This window comes from Maribacter sp. BPC-D8, from assembly GCF_035207705.1.
Taxonomy (GTDB): domain Bacteria; phylum Bacteroidota; class Bacteroidia; order Flavobacteriales; family Flavobacteriaceae; genus Maribacter.
This window is the reverse complement of the sequence record NZ_CP128187.1, coordinates 854,454-871,904: the sequence shown is the minus strand read 5'-3', so window position 1 is coordinate 871,904 and position 17,451 is coordinate 854,454. Positions and strand designations below refer to the sequence as shown.

General features: G+C 34.0%; 18 protein-coding genes and 1 riboswitch. Of the genes, 9 read left to right on the top strand and 9 right to left on the bottom strand.

Annotation, left to right across the window (positions count from 1 at the left end):
- Positions 1-15 precede the first annotated feature (15 nt).
- A complete protein-coding gene (locus tag QSV08_RS03790) occupies positions 16-672 on the bottom strand; it encodes a TrmH family RNA methyltransferase (protein WP_324026717.1) in 657 nt (218 codons plus the stop codon).
- A 48-nt stretch (positions 673-720) separates the two neighbouring features.
- Here QSV08_RS03790 and QSV08_RS03785 point away from each other — a divergent pair, with 48 nt between their 5' ends.
- The gene (locus tag QSV08_RS03785) at positions 721-1,407 is read left to right on the top strand and encodes an SIR2 family NAD-dependent protein deacylase (RefSeq protein WP_324026715.1); all 687 of its coding nucleotides are present in this window, start codon (positions 721-723) and stop codon (positions 1,405-1,407) included.
- On the opposite strand, the gene QSV08_RS03780 is transcribed toward QSV08_RS03785, so the two are convergent.
- The gene (locus QSV08_RS03780; protein ID WP_324026713.1) at positions 1,376-1,849 is read right to left on the bottom strand and encodes a heme-binding domain-containing protein; all 474 of its coding nucleotides are present in this window, start codon (positions 1,847-1,849) and stop codon (positions 1,376-1,378) included. The genes QSV08_RS03785 and QSV08_RS03780 overlap by 32 nt on opposite strands.
- A 34-nt stretch (positions 1,850-1,883) precedes the next feature.
- Here QSV08_RS03780 and QSV08_RS03775 point away from each other — a divergent pair, with 34 nt between their 5' ends.
- The 3 genes from QSV08_RS03775 (at position 1,884) to QSV08_RS03765 (ending at position 4,926) form a co-directional block, all read left to right on the top strand.
- Complete coding sequence (locus QSV08_RS03775) at positions 1,884-2,450, top strand: adenylosuccinate lyase (RefSeq protein ID WP_324026711.1); 567 nt, start codon at positions 1,884-1,886, stop codon at positions 2,448-2,450.
- Positions 2,451-2,575: 125 nt separating this feature from the next.
- Positions 2,576-3,919, top strand: coding sequence for an adenylosuccinate lyase (gene purB, locus QSV08_RS03770; protein WP_324026710.1), 1,344 nt, complete (start codon positions 2,576-2,578; stop codon positions 3,917-3,919).
- A gap of 125 nt (positions 3,920-4,044) precedes the next feature.
- Positions 4,045-4,926: a mechanosensitive ion channel family protein gene (locus QSV08_RS03765; RefSeq protein WP_324026709.1), complete on the top strand. Its 882-nt coding sequence runs from the start codon at positions 4,045-4,047 to the stop codon at positions 4,924-4,926.
- Positions 4,927-5,076: 150 nt separating this feature from the next.
- Here QSV08_RS03765 and QSV08_RS03760 read toward each other — a convergent pair whose 3' ends face one another.
- The 6 genes from QSV08_RS03760 to QSV08_RS03735 form a co-directional block, all read right to left on the bottom strand.
- The gene (locus tag QSV08_RS03760; RefSeq protein ID WP_324026707.1) at positions 5,077-5,886 is read right to left on the bottom strand and encodes a mechanosensitive ion channel family protein; all 810 of its coding nucleotides are present in this window, start codon (positions 5,884-5,886) and stop codon (positions 5,077-5,079) included.
- A gap of 163 nt (positions 5,887-6,049) precedes the next feature.
- Positions 6,050-6,589, bottom strand: coding sequence for a DUF4252 domain-containing protein (locus QSV08_RS03755; RefSeq protein WP_324026705.1), 540 nt, complete (start codon positions 6,587-6,589; stop codon positions 6,050-6,052).
- Between the two features lie 62 nt (positions 6,590-6,651).
- The gene (locus tag QSV08_RS03750; protein WP_324026703.1) at positions 6,652-7,194 is read right to left on the bottom strand and encodes a DUF4252 domain-containing protein; all 543 of its coding nucleotides are present in this window, start codon (positions 7,192-7,194) and stop codon (positions 6,652-6,654) included.
- 113 nt (positions 7,195-7,307) lie between these two features.
- Positions 7,308-7,862 carry a DUF4252 domain-containing protein gene (locus QSV08_RS03745; protein WP_324026701.1) on the bottom strand — a complete coding sequence of 185 codons (555 nt, stop codon included), beginning with the start codon at positions 7,860-7,862 and terminating at the stop codon, positions 7,308-7,310.
- Between the two features lies 1 nt (position 7,863).
- Positions 7,864-8,301: a hypothetical protein gene (locus tag QSV08_RS03740; RefSeq protein ID WP_324026700.1), complete on the bottom strand. Its 438-nt coding sequence runs from the start codon at positions 8,299-8,301 to the stop codon at positions 7,864-7,866.
- On the bottom strand, positions 8,288-8,797 hold the full coding sequence (locus tag QSV08_RS03735) for an RNA polymerase sigma factor (protein WP_324026698.1): 510 nt from the start codon (positions 8,795-8,797) through the stop codon (positions 8,288-8,290). The genes QSV08_RS03740 and QSV08_RS03735 overlap by 14 nt, the downstream gene beginning before the upstream one ends.
- 221 nt (positions 8,798-9,018) lie before the next feature.
- Here QSV08_RS03735 and QSV08_RS03730 point away from each other — a divergent pair, with 221 nt between their 5' ends.
- Together QSV08_RS03730 and QSV08_RS03725 are read left to right on the top strand one after the other, a co-directional pair.
- Positions 9,019-10,536: a S41 family peptidase gene (locus QSV08_RS03730; RefSeq protein ID WP_324026696.1), complete on the top strand. Its 1,518-nt coding sequence runs from the start codon at positions 9,019-9,021 to the stop codon at positions 10,534-10,536.
- Between the two features lie 27 nt (positions 10,537-10,563).
- Entirely contained in the window at positions 10,564-12,033 is a 1,470-nt protein-coding gene (locus QSV08_RS03725; RefSeq protein WP_324026695.1) for a S41 family peptidase, read from the top strand.
- Between the two features lie 59 nt (positions 12,034-12,092).
- On the opposite strand, the gene QSV08_RS03720 is transcribed toward QSV08_RS03725, so the two are convergent.
- Positions 12,093-13,964 carry a TonB-dependent receptor plug domain-containing protein gene (locus QSV08_RS03720; RefSeq protein WP_324026694.1) on the bottom strand — a complete coding sequence of 624 codons (1,872 nt, stop codon included), beginning with the start codon at positions 13,962-13,964 and terminating at the stop codon, positions 12,093-12,095.
- Between the two features lie 70 nt (positions 13,965-14,034).
- A riboswitch (cobalamin riboswitch) is annotated at positions 14,035-14,292 on the bottom strand.
- A 46-nt stretch (positions 14,293-14,338) separates the two neighbouring features.
- Between QSV08_RS03720 and QSV08_RS03715 the strand changes: the two genes are divergently transcribed.
- The 3 genes from QSV08_RS03715 to QSV08_RS03705 all read left to right on the top strand — a co-directional run bounded on the left by QSV08_RS03715 (position 14,339) and on the right by QSV08_RS03705 (position 17,342).
- Positions 14,339-15,511 carry an ABC transporter substrate-binding protein gene (locus QSV08_RS03715; RefSeq protein ID WP_324026693.1) on the top strand — a complete coding sequence of 391 codons (1,173 nt, stop codon included), beginning with the start codon at positions 14,339-14,341 and terminating at the stop codon, positions 15,509-15,511.
- Positions 15,512-16,543 (top strand): FecCD family ABC transporter permease, encoded by a 1,032-nt coding sequence (locus QSV08_RS03710; RefSeq protein ID WP_324026691.1) that lies wholly within the window; start codon positions 15,512-15,514, stop codon positions 16,541-16,543.
- A gap of 79 nt (positions 16,544-16,622) precedes the next feature.
- Positions 16,623-17,342 (top strand): ABC transporter ATP-binding protein, encoded by a 720-nt coding sequence (locus tag QSV08_RS03705; RefSeq protein ID WP_324026689.1) that lies wholly within the window; start codon positions 16,623-16,625, stop codon positions 17,340-17,342.
- Positions 17,343-17,451 lie beyond the last annotated feature (109 nt).

The following is a 17,451-nucleotide window of genomic DNA, read 5'->3' as shown; positions in this document are numbered from 1 at the left end:
CAAGTTAGTTAAAATTTAATTATCAGACTTATATCGCTCTAAAATGTCATCGATACTCTTTATTGACTTTTTAGTCCAATTTAATCGTCTTTCCAACATTTCTTCATCTGTCAATTTCCAATCTACACCCGAAGCTTTTAATTGCGTGGTTAAATGCTGAAGTATAATGGCGGCAGAAACAGAAATATTAAGACTCTCGGTAAAACCAACCATAGGTATTTTTAAATAGGCATCTGAGTTTTCTAAAACATAATCGCTCAATCCATTTTTCTCCGTCCCAAAAAATAAAGCCGTTTTACTATCCAGTTTAAAATCTTGTAATAGCGAGCTATCTGCATGCGGACTAGTAGCTACAATTTTATATCCTTTTTCTCGTAACGAATCAATTACTTGTTTTGAATTTTGATACCGTTTTATATCTACCCATTTCTGAGCTCCCATGGCAATTTCCTCATCTAAATGTTGACCGTTTCTGTCCTCTATCAAATGCGCAGTCTGAACACCAAAAGATTCACAGCTTCTTACCACTGCACTTGTATTGTGCATTTGAAATACATCTTCTACCGCTACAGTCAAGTAGTTTGTGCGTTCAGCCAATATATCAACAAAACGCTGTTTTCTATTTACTGAAATAAATTCTTCTAAATATGCTAAAAGGTTCACATCAATCATGCCCCCAAGATAAGAAAAGTATATTTTTATACATATTATAAAAAACTCATGAAGAACATAGTGGTATTAACAGGTGCGGGAATTTCTACCGAAAGCGGATTAAAAACGTTTAGAGATGCTGATGGATTATGGGAAGGTCATGATGTTATGGAGGTTGCAACACCTGAAGGATTTCAAAACAATCCGGAATTGGTTTTAGAGTTTTACAATCAAAGAAGAAGGCAATTGCTAACTGTTGAACCTAATGCTGCACACAAGGCATTGGTTACTTTAGAAGCACATTTCAATGTTCAGATTATAACTCAAAATGTAGATGACTTACACGAGCGTGCCGGTAGTTCTCAAGTTCTACATCTTCATGGCGAATTATTAAAATCAAGAAGTAGTAATTCTACCAATGAAATCTTTGATTGTAAGCAAGATATTTTACTAGGCGACACCTGCAAAAATGGATACCAAATGAGACCTCACATTGTTTGGTTTGGCGAGGCTGTGCCATTATTAGAAGAAGCAATTGCGATTACCGAAAAAGCCGACTATTTAATTATCATAGGTACTTCTATGCAAGTATACCCAGCTGCAAGCCTAATCGATTTTGTAAATTTTTCTACACCAATATATTTTATTGACCCAAAGCCTGCGATATCAAATTCTCAAAAAAATAATTTGACTATTATTACCGAAACCGCAGTAGCCGGAACTCCTACTTTGGTTGCTTCCCTAATTGATAAATAATTCGAGTCTGCCTTACCCACTCTACCAATTTATTAACTTCATTGGCAGTAAGCTCTGTGTCTTTATGAAATAAGGTGTATTGAGATAATGGCATGTTTCCATCAACGACTTCCTCTTCTATCTCCTCTAATAAATGATCTTTTTTATCTAAAGAATAATTTTCCCATTCAGAAAAATTTAAATGTTCTTTACCTTCCTTAACGTGATCTGCTAGCAAAAATGAAACGGGAGCAATATTATTATACCACGGGTATTTTGTATTGTTACTATGGCAATCGTAACAAGAAGTTTCAAAAATATTTTTAAGTTCTGGCGATGGGTTCGTCTGCTTTATAAAAGCCTCTGTATGATTACCTGCAGCTATATTTTTTGTAGGACTGAAAAACTGCATGGCAACAAACACAACTACAACACCTAGGCTAATTTTTTTTAGTAATTTCATATTTGGGGAAAATGAAAATTAAAGATACAATTTTATGACCAAGGTAGAACTTTATGAAGCATTGAATTATGTAAATGCTTCAAGAGAAAATCGTATTAAAATGGCGTCTAAAATTGAAGATAATCTTCATTTAATTCCTATTCTCATTGAAATAACCAAAGAAGATGCAGACCCCATATCATGCAAAGCGGGTTGGGTTTTAGAAAGTATTGCAAAAATTAATCTAATCCCAATCATAACGAACATCGATGTATTTACAGAATCGTTAAAACATATTTCACTAGAATCTTCTGTTCGCCCAGCTTCAAAAATTTGTCAGTTGTTGGTGATAAACGAATTTTCAAAAAAGTCAGAAAAGCCAAAGCAAAATTTAACTACAAATCATTTGAAAACCATTACCGAAGCTGCTTTTGATTGGCTGATCGGTGATTATAAAGTTGCCCCAAAAGCATATTCAATGACAACCCTTTTACTAATAGGTAGAAGAATAAAATGGATACATCCAGAATTACAACAAATACTTAAACAAAACTACGAGAGCAGCAGTGCTGCATACAAAGCTAGAGCAAGAATGACCTTAAAAGTTCTAGAAAAAAAGTAGTGCATTTAAGGAGCTTCGATAATTGTTCATTAAATCATTGTAATTGACCATAACTTAAAGCATTTATGGTTTTAAACTTTGATACGATTAGGTATATTTGCCCCTTATTAATTTAACCAATCATTATGTCTCTTAATGCACTAAATGCCATTTCACCTATTGACGGTCGTTATAGCTCTAAAACCAAATCTTTATCTGCTTACTTTTCTGAAGAAGCACTAATAAAATATAGAGTTAGAGTAGAAATAGAGTACTTTATTGCACTTTGTGAAATTCCTTTACCACAACTTTCTTCATTTGATACGTCAAAATTTGATACCCTTAGAAAAATTTACCTTGATTTTTCTACTGAAGACGCCGAAGAAATTAAAGAGATAGAGAGAACAACCAATCATGATGTTAAGGCAGTTGAATACTTTATTAAAAAGGCTTTCGATGCTTTAAATTTATCGCAATATAAAGAGTTTATCCATTTCGGATTAACTTCTCAAGACATCAATAATACAGCTATTCCGCTTTCTATTAAAGATGCAATGAACGAGGTATATGTACCTCAATATTTTGAGTTACTTGAAAAATTAGATGTATTGACTTTAGAATGGGCAGACATACCAATGTTGGCAAGAACACATGGTCAGCCAGCTTCGCCTACTCGTTTAGGTAAAGAAATTATGGTTTTTGTCGTTCGTTTAAAAGAGCAATTTAATTTATTGAACGATATACCAAGTGCTGCAAAATTTGGTGGAGCTACTGGTAATTTTAATGCCCATTTAGTCGCCTACCCTTCGATAGATTGGAGAGCTTTTGGTCAAGAATTCGTACAAGAAAAATTAGGTCTTCAACATTCGTTCCCTACTACTCAAATAGAACATTACGATCACTTGGCTGCCTTATTTGACGGACTTAAACGCATCAATACCATTGTTTTAGATCTTGATCGCGATTTCTGGACATATGTGTCTATGGATTATTTCAAACAAAAAATAAAAGCTGGCGAAGTTGGATCATCGGCTATGCCACACAAAGTAAATCCTATCGATTTTGAAAATTCTGAAGGTAACCTTGGTATAGCAAACGCTATTTTTGAGCACTTGTCGGCTAAATTACCAGTATCGAGATTACAAAGGGATTTAACCGATAGTACGGTTCTAAGAAATGTTGGTGTACCATTTGCCCATACTATTATTGCTTTTCAATCTACTTTAAAAGGATTGAACAAACTGCTTTTAAACAGAGTGAAGTTTGAGCAAGATTTAGAGAATAACTGGGCTGTTGTAGCAGAAGCTATACAAACTATATTGAGACGCGAAAGCTACCCTAACCCATATGAAGCTTTAAAAGGACTTACGCGTACCAACGAAAAAATCAACAAAGATTCTATCGCAAACTTCATAGATACCTTAGAAGTATCTGATGAAATCAAAAAAGAGCTGAAACAAATATCACCTAGTAACTACACTGGTATTTAGAGTTGTTTTAATGCATTAAAACTTTTCTTTTGTTCATATACATCATATCGCCCGTTTCGGGCGATATGCATTTTAGATTGTGGCTTAAATCGTATATATTTCGATTGAACCCAAACTAAAAACGTATGCAAATAAATTTCTCAGTTGAAAAATCAGTAAGTAATTTATGGGATAAATTAGACGGTTGGTTAGAATCAATTATCTTAAAATTACCAAATTTAGCCATGGCAGTTTTGGTGATGTTCTTATTTTACTTCTTGGCAAGAGGAATACGTAAAATTCTTAAACGAACCATTCTTAGAAAAATATCGCAAGTCTCTATTCAAGAAATAATAGCCAAAGTGGTATTTGTTGCTATAATCTTAATCGGCTTTTTTATAGCATTAGGTGTTTTAGACCTTGACAAGGTTTTGACTAGCATATTAGCTGGTGCAGGTGTTGTTGGTCTGGCAATTGGTTTAGCACTGCAAGGAACTCTTAGCAATACTTTTGGCGGACTCATACTTTCTTTTATGCCACAGCTTAAAATCAACGATTTTATTTCTGCGGACGGTGTATCGGGTTTTGTAACGGAAATTAGTTTAAGAAACATCATCCTTAAAAAACCAGATAACAATGTGGTAGTTATCCCTAACTCTAAATTTATTGAAGGTTCTTTCACGAATTATTCTATGAATAATAGAAATAGAATTTTTGTAAACTGTGGTGTTGGCTATGAAAGTGATTTACAAATGGTAGAAGATTTGACAGTGAAAATCTTAACGGATAATTTTAAGCAGAATAATGATGAATCGGTAGAATTCTTTTTTACCGAATTTGGAGATAGCTCTATTAATTTTATGGTACGTTTTTGGACAGACTGCATCAATGTTAAACAGGAGCAAGCTGCAAGACATAAAGCCATCAAAATCATTAAGAAACATTTTGATGAGCGTGATATCAATATTCCGTTCCCAATTAGAACATTGGACTTTGGAAAAAACAATCTACAAATTGCAAGAGAATAACAAAACTTGAAGCAAGCCACTTAGTGTTGATAAAATCTACCTTTTATTTTCAAGGTAAGCGTCTGAGCATATAAATCTCGATTATCGAGTAAAATTAAAAGCCCGTTGAGCAAGTTCAACGGGCTTTTTACTAACTAACTAGACTAAATATTATTTATTGATTTGAACTTCGTGCGGGTAAGGAATTTCAATACCTGCAGTATCCAATGCTTTCTTAGTACCTTCAATGGTTGCAAAATAAACATCCCAAAAATCTTCTGGCTTACAGAAAGGACGAACTGCAAGATTTACAGAACTATCTGCCAATTCAGAAACATTTACTGAAGGAGCTGGATCTTGTAATACCAAAGGGTTTGCCTTTAACATTGCCAATAACACATCTTTTGTTTTTTGCAAATCAGAATCATAAGCTACACCTACCGTTGTGTCAACTCTTATTTTACCTTCTGCAGTATAATTTATTATGTTACCATTTGCCATTGCACCATTAGGAACAATTGCTAACTTATTTTCTGGTGTTACCAACTTAGTTGTAAAAATCTCGATTTCTTTTACATTACCCAGAACACCTTGTGCTTCTATTAAATCTCCAATTTTATAAGGCTTGAATATGATAAGTAAAACACCACCTGCGAAATTTGAAAGAGAACCTTGCAATGCAAGACCTATTGCCAAACCAGCTGCTGCGATAACTGCTGCAAAACTTGTAGTTTCAACACCTAATGTTGAAATAACAGTAATGATTAAAAATATTGTAAGTGCCCATTTCGCTAAATTCAGCAAAAATTTCTTTAAAGACTCATCGTACTCTTGCTTGGTCATGCCTTTATTTGCTACACCAATCAATTTTTTAATAACCCAAGAACCGATTATATATATTAAAATGGCCATCAGAACCTTTGGTCCATATTCCATTGCCATTCCAATTCCTTTGTCAATCCATACTTGTGTGTTTTCCATTTTAAAATGTTTTTTTAGGTTGTTTGTATATTACTCTCACTTATTATGACACCAATTTTATTGATTGGTCACATTGAAAATTTATACAAACAACTACAAACGCAAACAAAAAGCCCACTACATTTACGTAGTGGGCTGTATATCTATTAGTTAGAATTAAAACTTAGCCTTTCAATAAATCTCCAAGTTTCTCTAATCCTTTACCATTAAAATCAGATTTTTCCATAGCTTTTATTAATTGAACAAAACTAGCAGGGTTCATATCATCACCTAGTACACGAACCAGAATTAATCCTTTTTCATCATTATCTCCATAGATTACTAACTCATCTATTGAATCATCATCTCCTTTTAACTGCAAGGTAGCTTTACCCATTGCCGTATTTATTTTCATAAGCTCACTATAATCATCATCTTTTAAAATTGACTTTATAGTTGCTTTTTGAGCTTGATAATCAGCTTCGTTTGTGTCCTTTTTTTGAAATGCTAATACATTTAATTTTTTAAGTGACGAGGCCGCTTTCATCTCTGAATCAGTCAAATTTGCCTTTTCTAAATCTAAAAGACTAGAAGGCAAATCAAAAGACATGAAATTTGGATTCTCTGCACTTGAAATATAATACTCTTGCAAACTCTGTTCTGATGAGCACGATGATATGGTAAAAACTAATACCAACATCATCATAAAATATACTTTTTTCATATTATTCTTTTTAAATTATAAAAAGGTCTCCCAATGAATTAGAAGACCTTTTTCAAATATGTTTATTTGCCCGATGCTTTGTTCAAATCTTTAGGTAAATCCATTTTATTGGTCAAAGTACCTATCTTATTTAAATCGATATCACCGGTAAGGCTCACTAATACTGTTTCAAGTTTTCGACCGTTATGCCCCACATCTACATTCTCTAAACCACTAACGAACATTAATAATTCTGATACGTGATCTTTCTTTTTACCGTCTTTCACATAAAACTTAACGTTAACATCTTGATCTTTTACGCGCATTAACTCTTCTAGCTTCGAAGACTTAAGATATTTCTTTACGGTTGATGTCATATCTGCCGTTACCGAAGCATCTTCTGTCATAAAAACTTTTACATTTCTTAGTCCGCTAGCGATATCCATAAACTCCTTAGCCTCTGCGTCGTCGCTCATACCGCCTAATTTAGAAACTAGGTCGATCATACCTTTGTTTACTATTACAGACCCTACATTATCCATATTTTCATATTTGTCAAATACAGATTGTGAAAAACCCAATACGGGTAAAATTGCCATTAAAATTACTACTGCTACTTTTTTCATGATTGTTGTTTTTAGTGCCGCTACCCTATTTAGGTTTTGGCGATTGATGAATTGATGAATATTTGTTTTCAAAAAAGTACTGAAATTATGGGGTCAACACTTTTGAATACTATTTAGTTCCCCTTCTTTGCTGCTTTGCCTAATTGGTCACCACCAGGTAAATCCATTTTATCGGTCAATTTCGACACTGAACGTAAGTTTATATCTCCGGTCAAGGACAAAAGAACAGTTTCTAACTTTTTACCATTGATGTCTATATCAACATCTTTTAAACCAGTTACAAACATTAAAAGTTCTTTTACATGGTCGCTATCTTTACCTTCTTTTACGTAAAACTTTACATTAGAGCTACCATCACGTACTCTCATTAGTTCTTCAAAAGAAGAACTACTTAAACGATTGGTAACCCACTTATCTACATCATTAGAAATAGCTGCATCTTCAGTAGTTATCACCTTAAAGCTGGTTATGGAATTAACCAATTCAAAAAATTCTTTTGCTTCGGGATCATCTGAACTTACGCTCATTTTACCCAACATCTGAAACATTTTTGGCTGCATGGCAACAAAGGTTACCTTATCGTTATCTTCATACTTCTCAAAAATATCTTGAGCGTTGATTATTACAGGGGCTAACACCAAAAGCGTTAATACTAGTATCTTTTTCATTTTAATTTTTTTTCGTTAAAAATTTATTTGTTGTTTTTTCAAATTCCTCTAAATAATACAGTTGCTCTGTACCTTTATTAAAATTCATTGCTAATAAGGCCAAAGCCTCTTTTGCTGATTCTATTTCCTCTGGTGTATACTCATCTGCTAAAGTAACGGGAGGTGGTGTAGGCTGATAAAAATAAAGCCCGACCATAAAGACTGCTATCGCAGCAACGGATACCCATTTCAAATAATTTCTTATAGGTTTTAATGGCACCTGCTTTGTAAAGCGTTCTTCTTTTGCTTTTGTAAAGTAATTGAACAAAGGTGCATACTGCTCTAAATGAGGAGCAACTTCATCTTCTGAAAAATACTTTCTCAGCTTTTCTTCTTCAGCAACCGTAGTGGTCGCTTCAAAATACTTTTCTATTAATTTTTCTATATTATGCAATTCCATAATTATGCTTTTCCATTAATTTTTTCCTTACGGTTTTTCGTGCTCTGGACAAAGCAACACGTATGGCTGTGGGTTTCATATCCAGTAATTTCTCTATTTCTTCATATTCATATTGTTCTACATCTCGCAATTGTAATACCATTTTTTGCTGCTCTGGTAATTCTTCCATTATACGTTCTACCCAACTAATACTATCTTTTGCCTCTAATTCGCTTTGTAACGATGTATTAGCATCTGTATAATTAGTATGTACCAATTTCAAATTACCGGCCTGCTTAGATTTTAACCTATCCAAACAAAAGTTCTTTGTCATTGTCATTGCAAAAGCTTCTACATTGTTATAGCTATCCATTTTATTCTTCTTGGACCATAACTTTATTAAAATCTCTTGCGTTGCGTCTTCAGCTTCTTCTGTAGACACCAATAATCTTTTGGCCATACGGAATAACTTATCCTTAAAGGGTAACACAATATTTAAAAACTCCGTTTGTTTCATTTTGGTTTGGCTGTTCGTAAACTTTCTTATCGGTTTACAAAAAGAAGACGATGTACAACGATTTTTGTTACAATTAATTTTTATTTTAATGAGTTGTAAGTAAATTTAACATCCTTATACTAATTATATACGTACTTACTTAAACGTTTATTATCCGTGTACTAATGAGCATTATAACACCTTAATGTTCATGAACATAAATTATAATTTAAAAAGAAGCTATGAAAAAATTTTTCTTGTCCCTCCTATGTTTCGGATTTGTTGTTACCTCTTGTAATAATGATGATGATACTGTTATTGAAGAAGAAGTTGTTGAAACACCCGAAGAAGAAGTTCCTGTTGTTGTAGATATTGAAGTCCAGAATTTTTTCTGGCAAACTCTAAACCTTTATTATTTTTGGCAAGGTGATGTTCCAGATTTAGCAGATGATCGTTTTGATACACAGACTGCCTATGAAGAATATTTAACTGAAAACTCTGAGCCAGAAGCTTTTTTAGAAAACAAATTATTATTTTCTGAAGACAGATTCACTTTTTACAACGAAGATTATACTCAATTAGTAAACAGTTCTGCTGGTGTATCTAAAAGTAACGGACTACAATTTGGTTTAGGTCGTATTTCAGGTACAGACGATTTATTTGGCTTTGTGGAATATATTGTTAAAAATTCTAATGCATCTGGTCAAGATATAAAAAGAGGCGACCTGTTTATTGGTGTTGACGGACAGACCTTAACCGTAGATAATTATATTGATTTACTTTTTGGCAGTAATGATACCTACGCTCTAAATATGGCTGAAATTGTCGATGGCGGTATTAGCGCTAGTGACAGAAAGGTTACATTAACCAAATCTGAAGGCTTAGTTGAAGACCCTGTTCACGTGAGTAATGTCGTTACTTCTGGTGACAAAAAAATTGGCTATTTAATGTACAATCAATTTGTTTCTGGTTCTGAAGATGCCATGAATGCCGTATTTGCAGATTTTATTGCTCAAGGTGTTAACGATTTAGTATTAGATTTAAGATATAACCCAGGAGGTAGAGGTTCTACAGCTGCGGTACTTGCTAGTTTAATCAAGGGTACGAATACATCAGACTTACTTTATAAAACTGTGTATAACGCAAAATTACAAGCACAATTCGGTGACTCTTCAGAAAATTATTTTGTGAGTACTACAGGTGCTTTTGACGGAAATTCTGATGCACCCTTAAATACATTAAATTTAAATAGAGTTTATATCATTGCAGCAGAAGGTTCTGCTTCTGCTAGTGAGTTAGTAATGGTCGGTTTAGCACCATATATAAATGTTGTTCATATCGGCGGAACCACTGTTGGTAAAAATCAAGGATCAGTATTATTTGTTGATGATCCAGATGGTGGTAATGTTTATGATGCTGAGAGAGTTGATAATATTAACCCAAATGTACAATGGGGATTACAGCCTATTATCAGTCAAGTTGAAAATAGCGCTGGGTTTACCGATTATGTAGATGGTCTAGTACCTGATATTGAACTTGATGAAGATGTTACCAACCTAGGTATTCTTGGTAATGCCGACGAACCTTTATTTGCTAGAGCTATTCAAGAAATTACAGGTGTCAGTGGTAAAAGAAATTTCGATGTACTAATGCCTGCAAATGTAGTTTCTAGTTCTAAACTATATAATCCTAGAAATACTGTACTATTATTAAACAACAGTATACCTGTTTCTAAAATTCCTTTAGCTGAAAAGAAATAAATCTAAAACATTTCAGTTTCCCTATTTATGAAGAAGATATTAATATTATTAGTTGCTGCAATTGCATTCTCATGTTCTAAAGATGACGATTTATCTTTACCGAACACGGTAGACCCAGATGGCTCTGCAAATGTAGAAGTCCAAGATTTTATGTGGAAAGCCATGAACTTTTGGTATTTCTGGCAGGCAAATATAGATGATTTAGCAGACGACCGTTTTGAAAGTACCGAAGACGGCAAAGCTGCATATACTGCGTTTCTTGATTCTGAAGAAAATCCTGGGGCTTTCTTTGAAAACAAATTACAGTATATAGAAGATCGCTTTAGTTTTTATAATGAAGATTATAGAGAGCTTACTAATTCGCTCGCAGGCATATCTAAAAGTAATGGTCTAGAATTCGGACTGGTTCGTTTTCAAGATAGCGAAGATATTTTCGGCTTCGTTCGTTATATTGTTCCAAACTCAAATGCGTCAACAGTTGAAATTCAACGTGGTGATCTTTTTACTGGTGTTGATGGTCAAACATTGACCACATCTAACTATATCGATTTGCTTTTTGGTGAGAACGATACCTACATCTTGAATATGGCAAATTTTGACAATGGCAATATTACACCGAACGACGCGGAAGTTTCACTTACCAAACAAGAAGGTCTAGCTGAAAACCCGGTTTTTATAGCTAAATCTTTTACAATTGCAGGTGAAAATATTGGATACATCATGTACAACCAGTTTACAAATGAATATGATGATGATTTGTATTCAGCAGTTGAAGATTTGAAATCTGCTGGAATTACCAATCTTGTAATGGATTTACGTTACAACCCTGGTGGATCTGTAAACACAACGCGCTTATTAGCCAGTATGATTTATGGTACTAATACGTCTGATTTATTTTTAAGAAAGCGTTATAATGATAAACTACAAGAGCAATTTAATGACAGCCAATTAGAAATTAATTTTGCAGATAAAGTGAATGGCAATAGTATCAATTCTTTAGGGTTGACTAAATTATATGTATTGACTTCTTCTAGTTCTGCCTCTGCAAGTGAATTGTTGATTAACAGCCTAGAACCATATATGGACGTAATTCAAATTGGTGATGTAACTAGAGGGAAAAATGAGTTCTCTACTACCCTAGTTGATGACCGCGATAATTCTTACTTGTACACTCCATCAAGGGTAAACAATATTAATCCAGATAATCAATGGGCTATTCAACCCTTAATAGGTAGAAATGAAAATGCTGATGGTTTCTTTGACTTTACAAGCGGTTTACAGCCAGATTATGAATTAAAAGAAGATTATAGCAACCTTGGTATTTTAGGCGAGGAAAATGAGCCTTTGTTAGCGAAGGCAATTGAATTGATAACGGGTGCTACGGGTAAACGAGATTTTACAGTTAAATACCCTATCAATATTATTAGCAGCTCTAAAGAGAACAGCCTTATGAGCGATAAAATGGTAGATGATACGGTTTATGATTTGGAGTTCTAAAACATAGCTAATCATAAAAGAAAAAAAAGGACAGCCAATTGGCTGTCCTTTTTTTTTGATTACAAACTTAACTTAAAACCTAAGCGAACATTTCGTCCTTTAGTGGTATACGAAACTAACTCTGTATATTCTTCATTTAAAAGATTATCGATTGCCAAAAATGCAGTTAGATTACTACAAAACTGATGCCTCAATTGTAAGTTAGCCAAACTAAAACTATCTAAAGTTACGTTAGAAAATGTAGCAAAATCAGTATCAGTTCTATCTGATACATACTGATAAGAAAGTCCAACAAATGTTTTCTCTTTAATAGCATAACCTATAGTTGCATTGATTTTGCTTTTAGGTACTCTCAATGCTAATTCTTCTTTAGAATTGGTATACGTATAGTTAGCATCAAACGTTAGTCCTTTAGCTAGTTCTGAATTTAACCCTACTTCTACCCCATCAAAATGAGCGGTTTCAGCAGCGTTTCTATACTGACTTTCAAAAGTTGTAAAATCAATTGTAACATAATTAATTCTTTCTTCTTCGGTTCTATTAAAATAGACTGCATTAATAGTAAAAGCATCTGAAATTTTAAATTCAAATCCTCCTTCTAAAGTAGTATCCTCTTCTGGATCTAAATCAGGATTCGCCCCAAACGGACCATATAACTGCGATAAGTTAGGTGCAATGTATGATGTTGCATAGCTACCCATAAACTTTAAATACCCATCATTAATGCTAATTCTGTAAGATGGATTAATGTTATATATGAAATTAGAACCATAATCACTATGGTTATTTAATCGAACACCAGCATTTACGTTAATACCCTGCTCACCAACATACACCGCATTTAAATAAGGATCAACTGTATTACTATTGTATTCCTCGCTAAATAAAGTTTGATTGTCTATATAATTCACACCAACTATGGTATGAATGTTATCTGAGAACGTGTACTTATTAAAAACATCTAATACATAAGATTGTGAATCGTAAGTTGCAGGAAAACTAGATTCGAAAGACCTCGTAATCTGATTAAATGCCGTATTTACATTAATGCTCCCGTTTTCATACCCATATTTAGAACTTAATCCAAATCTAGATTGCTCACTTGTAAAATAGAAATCTGCATCTTCAATAGGGAAACCGTTATCAAAATCACTATTCAATTTATTATAGAAGGCCGATGCGTTTAGCTCAAAGTGTTCAGAGAATTCATATCCTACTTTTAAGTTACCATCTATTCTAGAAACTTCGTCTGATTCCGTACCTATTGCAGCGGATAATCCATCTGTAAATTGATGACCTCCAGATGCTAAAACAGATAATTTTCCATGCTTAGCTGTTAAGTTTACCGTATTTGAAATATCGGAAATATTATAATTCTGATCATCTTCCGTTTGGTTAGTTCCAAAACTTGATATAATATCAAGTGCAAGACCTTCTTTCTTCGCTTTCTTTGTAGTAATATTTATGACTGCCGTTGCTGCTGAATTTCCATAAAGTGTACTCGCTGCGCCTTTTAAAATTTCGATACTTTCAATTTGAGCAGCATTCAATAATCTTAAATCATACTCTGCACTTGTACCCGATGGATCTGATACTTGAATACCATCAATTATAACCAAAACTTGGCGGTTATTACCACCTCTAACAAAGGTAGAAAGGTTCTGACCAGCATAACTTCTGGTACCGTTAATTTCAATTCCGCTTTTTGTGTTGATAATCTCAGCAACCGAACGTCCCTGATTTTGTGCCAATTCTTTTTGAGAAATAGTAATTATGGTCTTACCCGAATTTTCACGCTTTAATTCAAAACGCGAATCACTAACGACAACCTCATCTAATTGTACCGTTTTTGTAGAATCTTGCTCTTGCTGTGCTCCTACCTTTACACATAATAATACAGTGACCGCAGGCCACAATAAATAATTTTTCATTCGTTTAAATTCATAAACGGGAGCGTAGTATGTCTGTACCCATACGCAAACCTTTATCCCGAAAGTTTAACAATGTTCGTTTGAATAAGGCAGGTCTCCTGACTTGTTTAATACTATTCTGCCTTCCCATGTTTTCCAAACCGGTTTGGATTCCAAAGTGACTTTGAAGAAAATAGTACCTCCTTAAAAAGAAGTATCAAACAAAATCTATTTGCCAATAGATAAGTTTGAAATAAACTTACAGTTGCGGGAACAGCTCTAGATTTTCACTAGATTCCCTTTTAATTTCATCACAAAAGCAATGAAAACCAAAATTCACGGCGAAAGTAAACATTTAGTTTAATCTTTCTAAGTAAACTTTTATAATACTACTTTTGAAAAATAGACGAACTACCACCATGTTTAAACGCTTACTTTTTATAAGTTACCTTCTTTTGTTATGCGGATGCAAGCAAGAGAAAAAAGATCCATTTTCGAATCAAACCTCTATTAGCAGTACATCCATCCGATATGCCAATGGTTTTGAAATTGAAACTCAGAGTAGTGGTATTACTATCATCAAGGTCTTAAAACCTTGGGCAAATGCCGAAACTACGCACACCTATGCTTTAGTCCCCAAAGAAATACAAGCAAGCGTAACCCTAAACAAAAATGAATATGATGCCATCATCTCAACACCTGTTGAAAATATCGTGGTAACCTCAACTACTCATATTCCTGCTTTGGAAGAGTTGGGAGTTTTAAATAATATTATTGGCTTTCCAGACACCAAATACATTTCATCTAAAGCTGCGCGAGAGAGAATCGATTCTGGAAAAATAAAAGAATTGGGCATCAATGAAAGTCTAAATACCGAAGCTGTTCTTGCACTGCAACCAGATCTTATTTTCGGCTTTGCCATTAACGATGGTAATAGTACCTACGAAACCATACAACGTGCTAATATATCTGTAGTTTATAATGGCGATTGGGTAGAAGAAACTCCTTTAGGTAAAGCCGAATGGATTAAGTTCTTCGCTCCTTTTTTCAATAAAACCAAAGAAGCTGATGCTGTTTTTAATAAAATTGAAGCATCTTACCTAGAAGCCAAAAAACTAGCTTCTGAGGCTAAAAACAAACCTACCGTTCTTAGTGGAGCCATGTTTAAAGATGTATGGTATTTACCTGGCGGAAAAAGCTGGGCAGCGAATTTTCTTGAAGATGCCAATGCTGATTACCTTTGGAGTGCTACGGATGAAAACGGAAGTCTTTCTTTAAGCTGGGAAAGCGTTCTTGATGTTGGGCAACATGCCGAGTATTGGATCGGACCTGCACAATTAGCTACTTACCAAGAAATGGAATCATCAAGTCTGCATTATACACAGTTTGATGCCTTTAAAAACAGAAAAATATTTACAACCGCAAATACAAAAGGTGAAACCGGGGGAACTTTATACTATGAACTGGGGCCGCAAAGACCAGACCTTGTTCTAAAAGATTTAATTCATATTTTGCACCCAGGGCTACTGCCTAACTACGAACCCTTCTTTTTTAAGCCATTACTTTAATTGTCAAAAAAATCAACATACAATTTACATTTCATAGCCTTACTGGTAGTATTGCTATTATGTTTTATTATAAATATTTGCTTAGGCTCTGTAAACATTTCATTTGTAGATACTCTAAAAGCGTTATTTGGAACAGCAACTAAAGACTCTTCTAGCTACTATATCATTTGGGAATATAGATTACCAAAAGCGATAACAGCTATATTGGTGGGTGGCGGACTCTCACTGAGCGGATTGTTGATGCAGACCTTATTTAGAAACCCCTTGGCAGGCCCATATGTACTTGGTATTAGTTCTGGTGCCAGTTTAGGTGCTGCTTTATTAATTATGGGAACTTCGCTATTTTCTGGCGCATTTACCTTTTCTACTTTCAATGACATTACACTTGCTATTGCATCTAGTCTTGGTAGTTTTCTAGTATTATCACTAGTTCTTGTAGTTGCAGCTAAAGTAAAAGATACAATGGCGCTATTAATTATCGGACTCATGTTTGGCAGTATAACAGCTGCTATTGTAAGCGTACTTTCATATTTCTCTAAAGCTGAAAAATTACAACAGTATATTTTTTGGTCTTTTGGTAGTTTAGGTAATTTATCTTGGGTGCAATTACTAATAGTCGGGCTATGTACTATAATAGGAATTTTTCTAAGCATCATCTCCATTAAACCTTTAAATGCTTTTTTGCTCGGCGAGAATTACGCTAAGAGCTTGGGTATTGGTTTACAAAAATCGCGGTACATTATCATAATAGCCACAGGGCTACTTGCTGGATCCATTACTGCCTTTGCTGGACCTATTGCCTTTGTAGGATTGGCCGTACCACACATCACCAAACAACTTTTACTCACTAGTGATCATAAAATTCAAATACCCGCTGTACTTTGTTGTGGTGCGATTTTAATGCTAGTATGCGATACCATTGCCCAATTACCAGGCTCAGTTAGTGTTTTACCGATTAATGCCATTACCAGTATATTAGGAGCACCAGTGGTAATATGGTTATTGGTACGAAAAAGAAAAATGATATTTTAATTGTAAAACAAGAGACATCGATTCTAATAATCTAAATAGCGTTTTAAAGATAGAAGACCTTTCCATTGGCTATGATAAAATGGTTATCGCTTCTGCTATATCATTTCAACTACAGAAAGGAGAACTTGCTGCTATTGTAGGCATCAATGGAATTGGTAAATCAACACTACTAAGAACCTTAGGTAGATTTCAACCCATAATTTCTGGATCAATAAAAATTGAAGGAAAAGAGTTATCAACTTATGACGATTTACAAATGGCTTCAAAAGTAAGTGTGGTACTTACAGAATCTATTGCTTCTAAAAATCTATCGGTTTATGAACTTTTAGCTTTGGGTAGACAACCTTATACAAATTGGTTAGGAAAATTAGCAAATCAAGATATTGCAATTATTAATAAAAGTATTGCTCTTTTAGAATTAGAACCTTTCTTAAATAAAAAATGTTATCAGCTTAGTGATGGTCAATTACAACGCGTACTTATTGCTCGTGCCCTAATTCAAGATACCGATATTATTCTACTTGATGAACCTACTACTCACTTGGATCTATATCACAAAGTTCAGATTTTAAAACTACTAAAATCTATAGCTCATGAAACGAACAAATCTATATTGTTTACAAGCCATGAAATCGAACTCGCTATTCAATTATGCGATAAAATGTTGATTTTAGATGGAACTAACAATGCTTTTGATCAACCTTGTAATCTGATAGCGAATAATAGTTTCGATACCCTATTCCCTGCTGATACTATTTCTTTTGACTCAAATACCGGCTCTTTTAGAATTAAGAAATAGCTATTTCGACATAAATAAGAATTTAGATATGGTATGTTAATTAAAATAGACCAGCTCTTTTAAACTTTACTATGCAATCAAGTATCTTTACCCGATTACGTTAGCACAC

What these genes read in the sequence shown, in the direction of transcription:
- QSV08_RS03740 (WP_324026700.1), bottom strand. Translation starts at nt 8,301, where the DNA reads ATGGAATTGCATAATATAGAAAAATTAATAGAAAAGTATTTTGAAGCG.
- QSV08_RS03730 (WP_324026696.1), top strand. Translation starts at nt 9,019, where the DNA reads ATGAAAAAATTTTTCTTGTCCCTCCTATGTTTCGGATTTGTTGTTACC.
- QSV08_RS03785 (WP_324026715.1), top strand. Translation starts at nt 721, where the DNA reads ATGAAGAACATAGTGGTATTAACAGGTGCGGGAATTTCTACCGAAAGC.
- QSV08_RS03760 (WP_324026707.1), bottom strand. Translation starts at nt 5,886, where the DNA reads ATGGAAAACACACAAGTATGGATTGACAAAGGAATTGGAATGGCAATG.
- purB (WP_324026710.1), top strand. Translation starts at nt 2,576, where the DNA reads ATGTCTCTTAATGCACTAAATGCCATTTCACCTATTGACGGTCGTTAT.
- QSV08_RS03725 (WP_324026695.1), top strand. Translation starts at nt 10,564, where the DNA reads ATGAAGAAGATATTAATATTATTAGTTGCTGCAATTGCATTCTCATGT.
- QSV08_RS03780 (WP_324026713.1), bottom strand. Translation starts at nt 1,849, where the DNA reads ATGAAATTACTAAAAAAAATTAGCCTAGGTGTTGTAGTTGTGTTTGTT.
- QSV08_RS03765 (WP_324026709.1), top strand. Translation starts at nt 4,045, where the DNA reads ATGCAAATAAATTTCTCAGTTGAAAAATCAGTAAGTAATTTATGGGAT.
- QSV08_RS03790 (WP_324026717.1), bottom strand. Translation starts at nt 672, where the DNA reads ATGATTGATGTGAACCTTTTAGCATATTTAGAAGAATTTATTTCAGTA.
- QSV08_RS03720 (WP_324026694.1), bottom strand. Translation starts at nt 13,964, where the DNA reads ATGAAAAATTATTTATTGTGGCCTGCGGTCACTGTATTATTATGTGTA.
- QSV08_RS03775 (WP_324026711.1), top strand. Translation starts at nt 1,884, where the DNA reads ATGACCAAGGTAGAACTTTATGAAGCATTGAATTATGTAAATGCTTCA.
- QSV08_RS03735 (WP_324026698.1), bottom strand. Translation starts at nt 8,797, where the DNA reads ATGAAACAAACGGAGTTTTTAAATATTGTGTTACCCTTTAAGGATAAG.
- QSV08_RS03755 (WP_324026705.1), bottom strand. Translation starts at nt 6,589, where the DNA reads ATGAAAAAAGTATATTTTATGATGATGTTGGTATTAGTTTTTACCATA.
- QSV08_RS03750 (WP_324026703.1), bottom strand. Translation starts at nt 7,194, where the DNA reads ATGAAAAAAGTAGCAGTAGTAATTTTAATGGCAATTTTACCCGTATTG.
- QSV08_RS03705 (WP_324026689.1), top strand. Translation starts at nt 16,623, where the DNA reads ATGGTTATCGCTTCTGCTATATCATTTCAACTACAGAAAGGAGAACTT.
- QSV08_RS03745 (WP_324026701.1), bottom strand. Translation starts at nt 7,862, where the DNA reads ATGAAAAAGATACTAGTATTAACGCTTTTGGTGTTAGCCCCTGTAATA.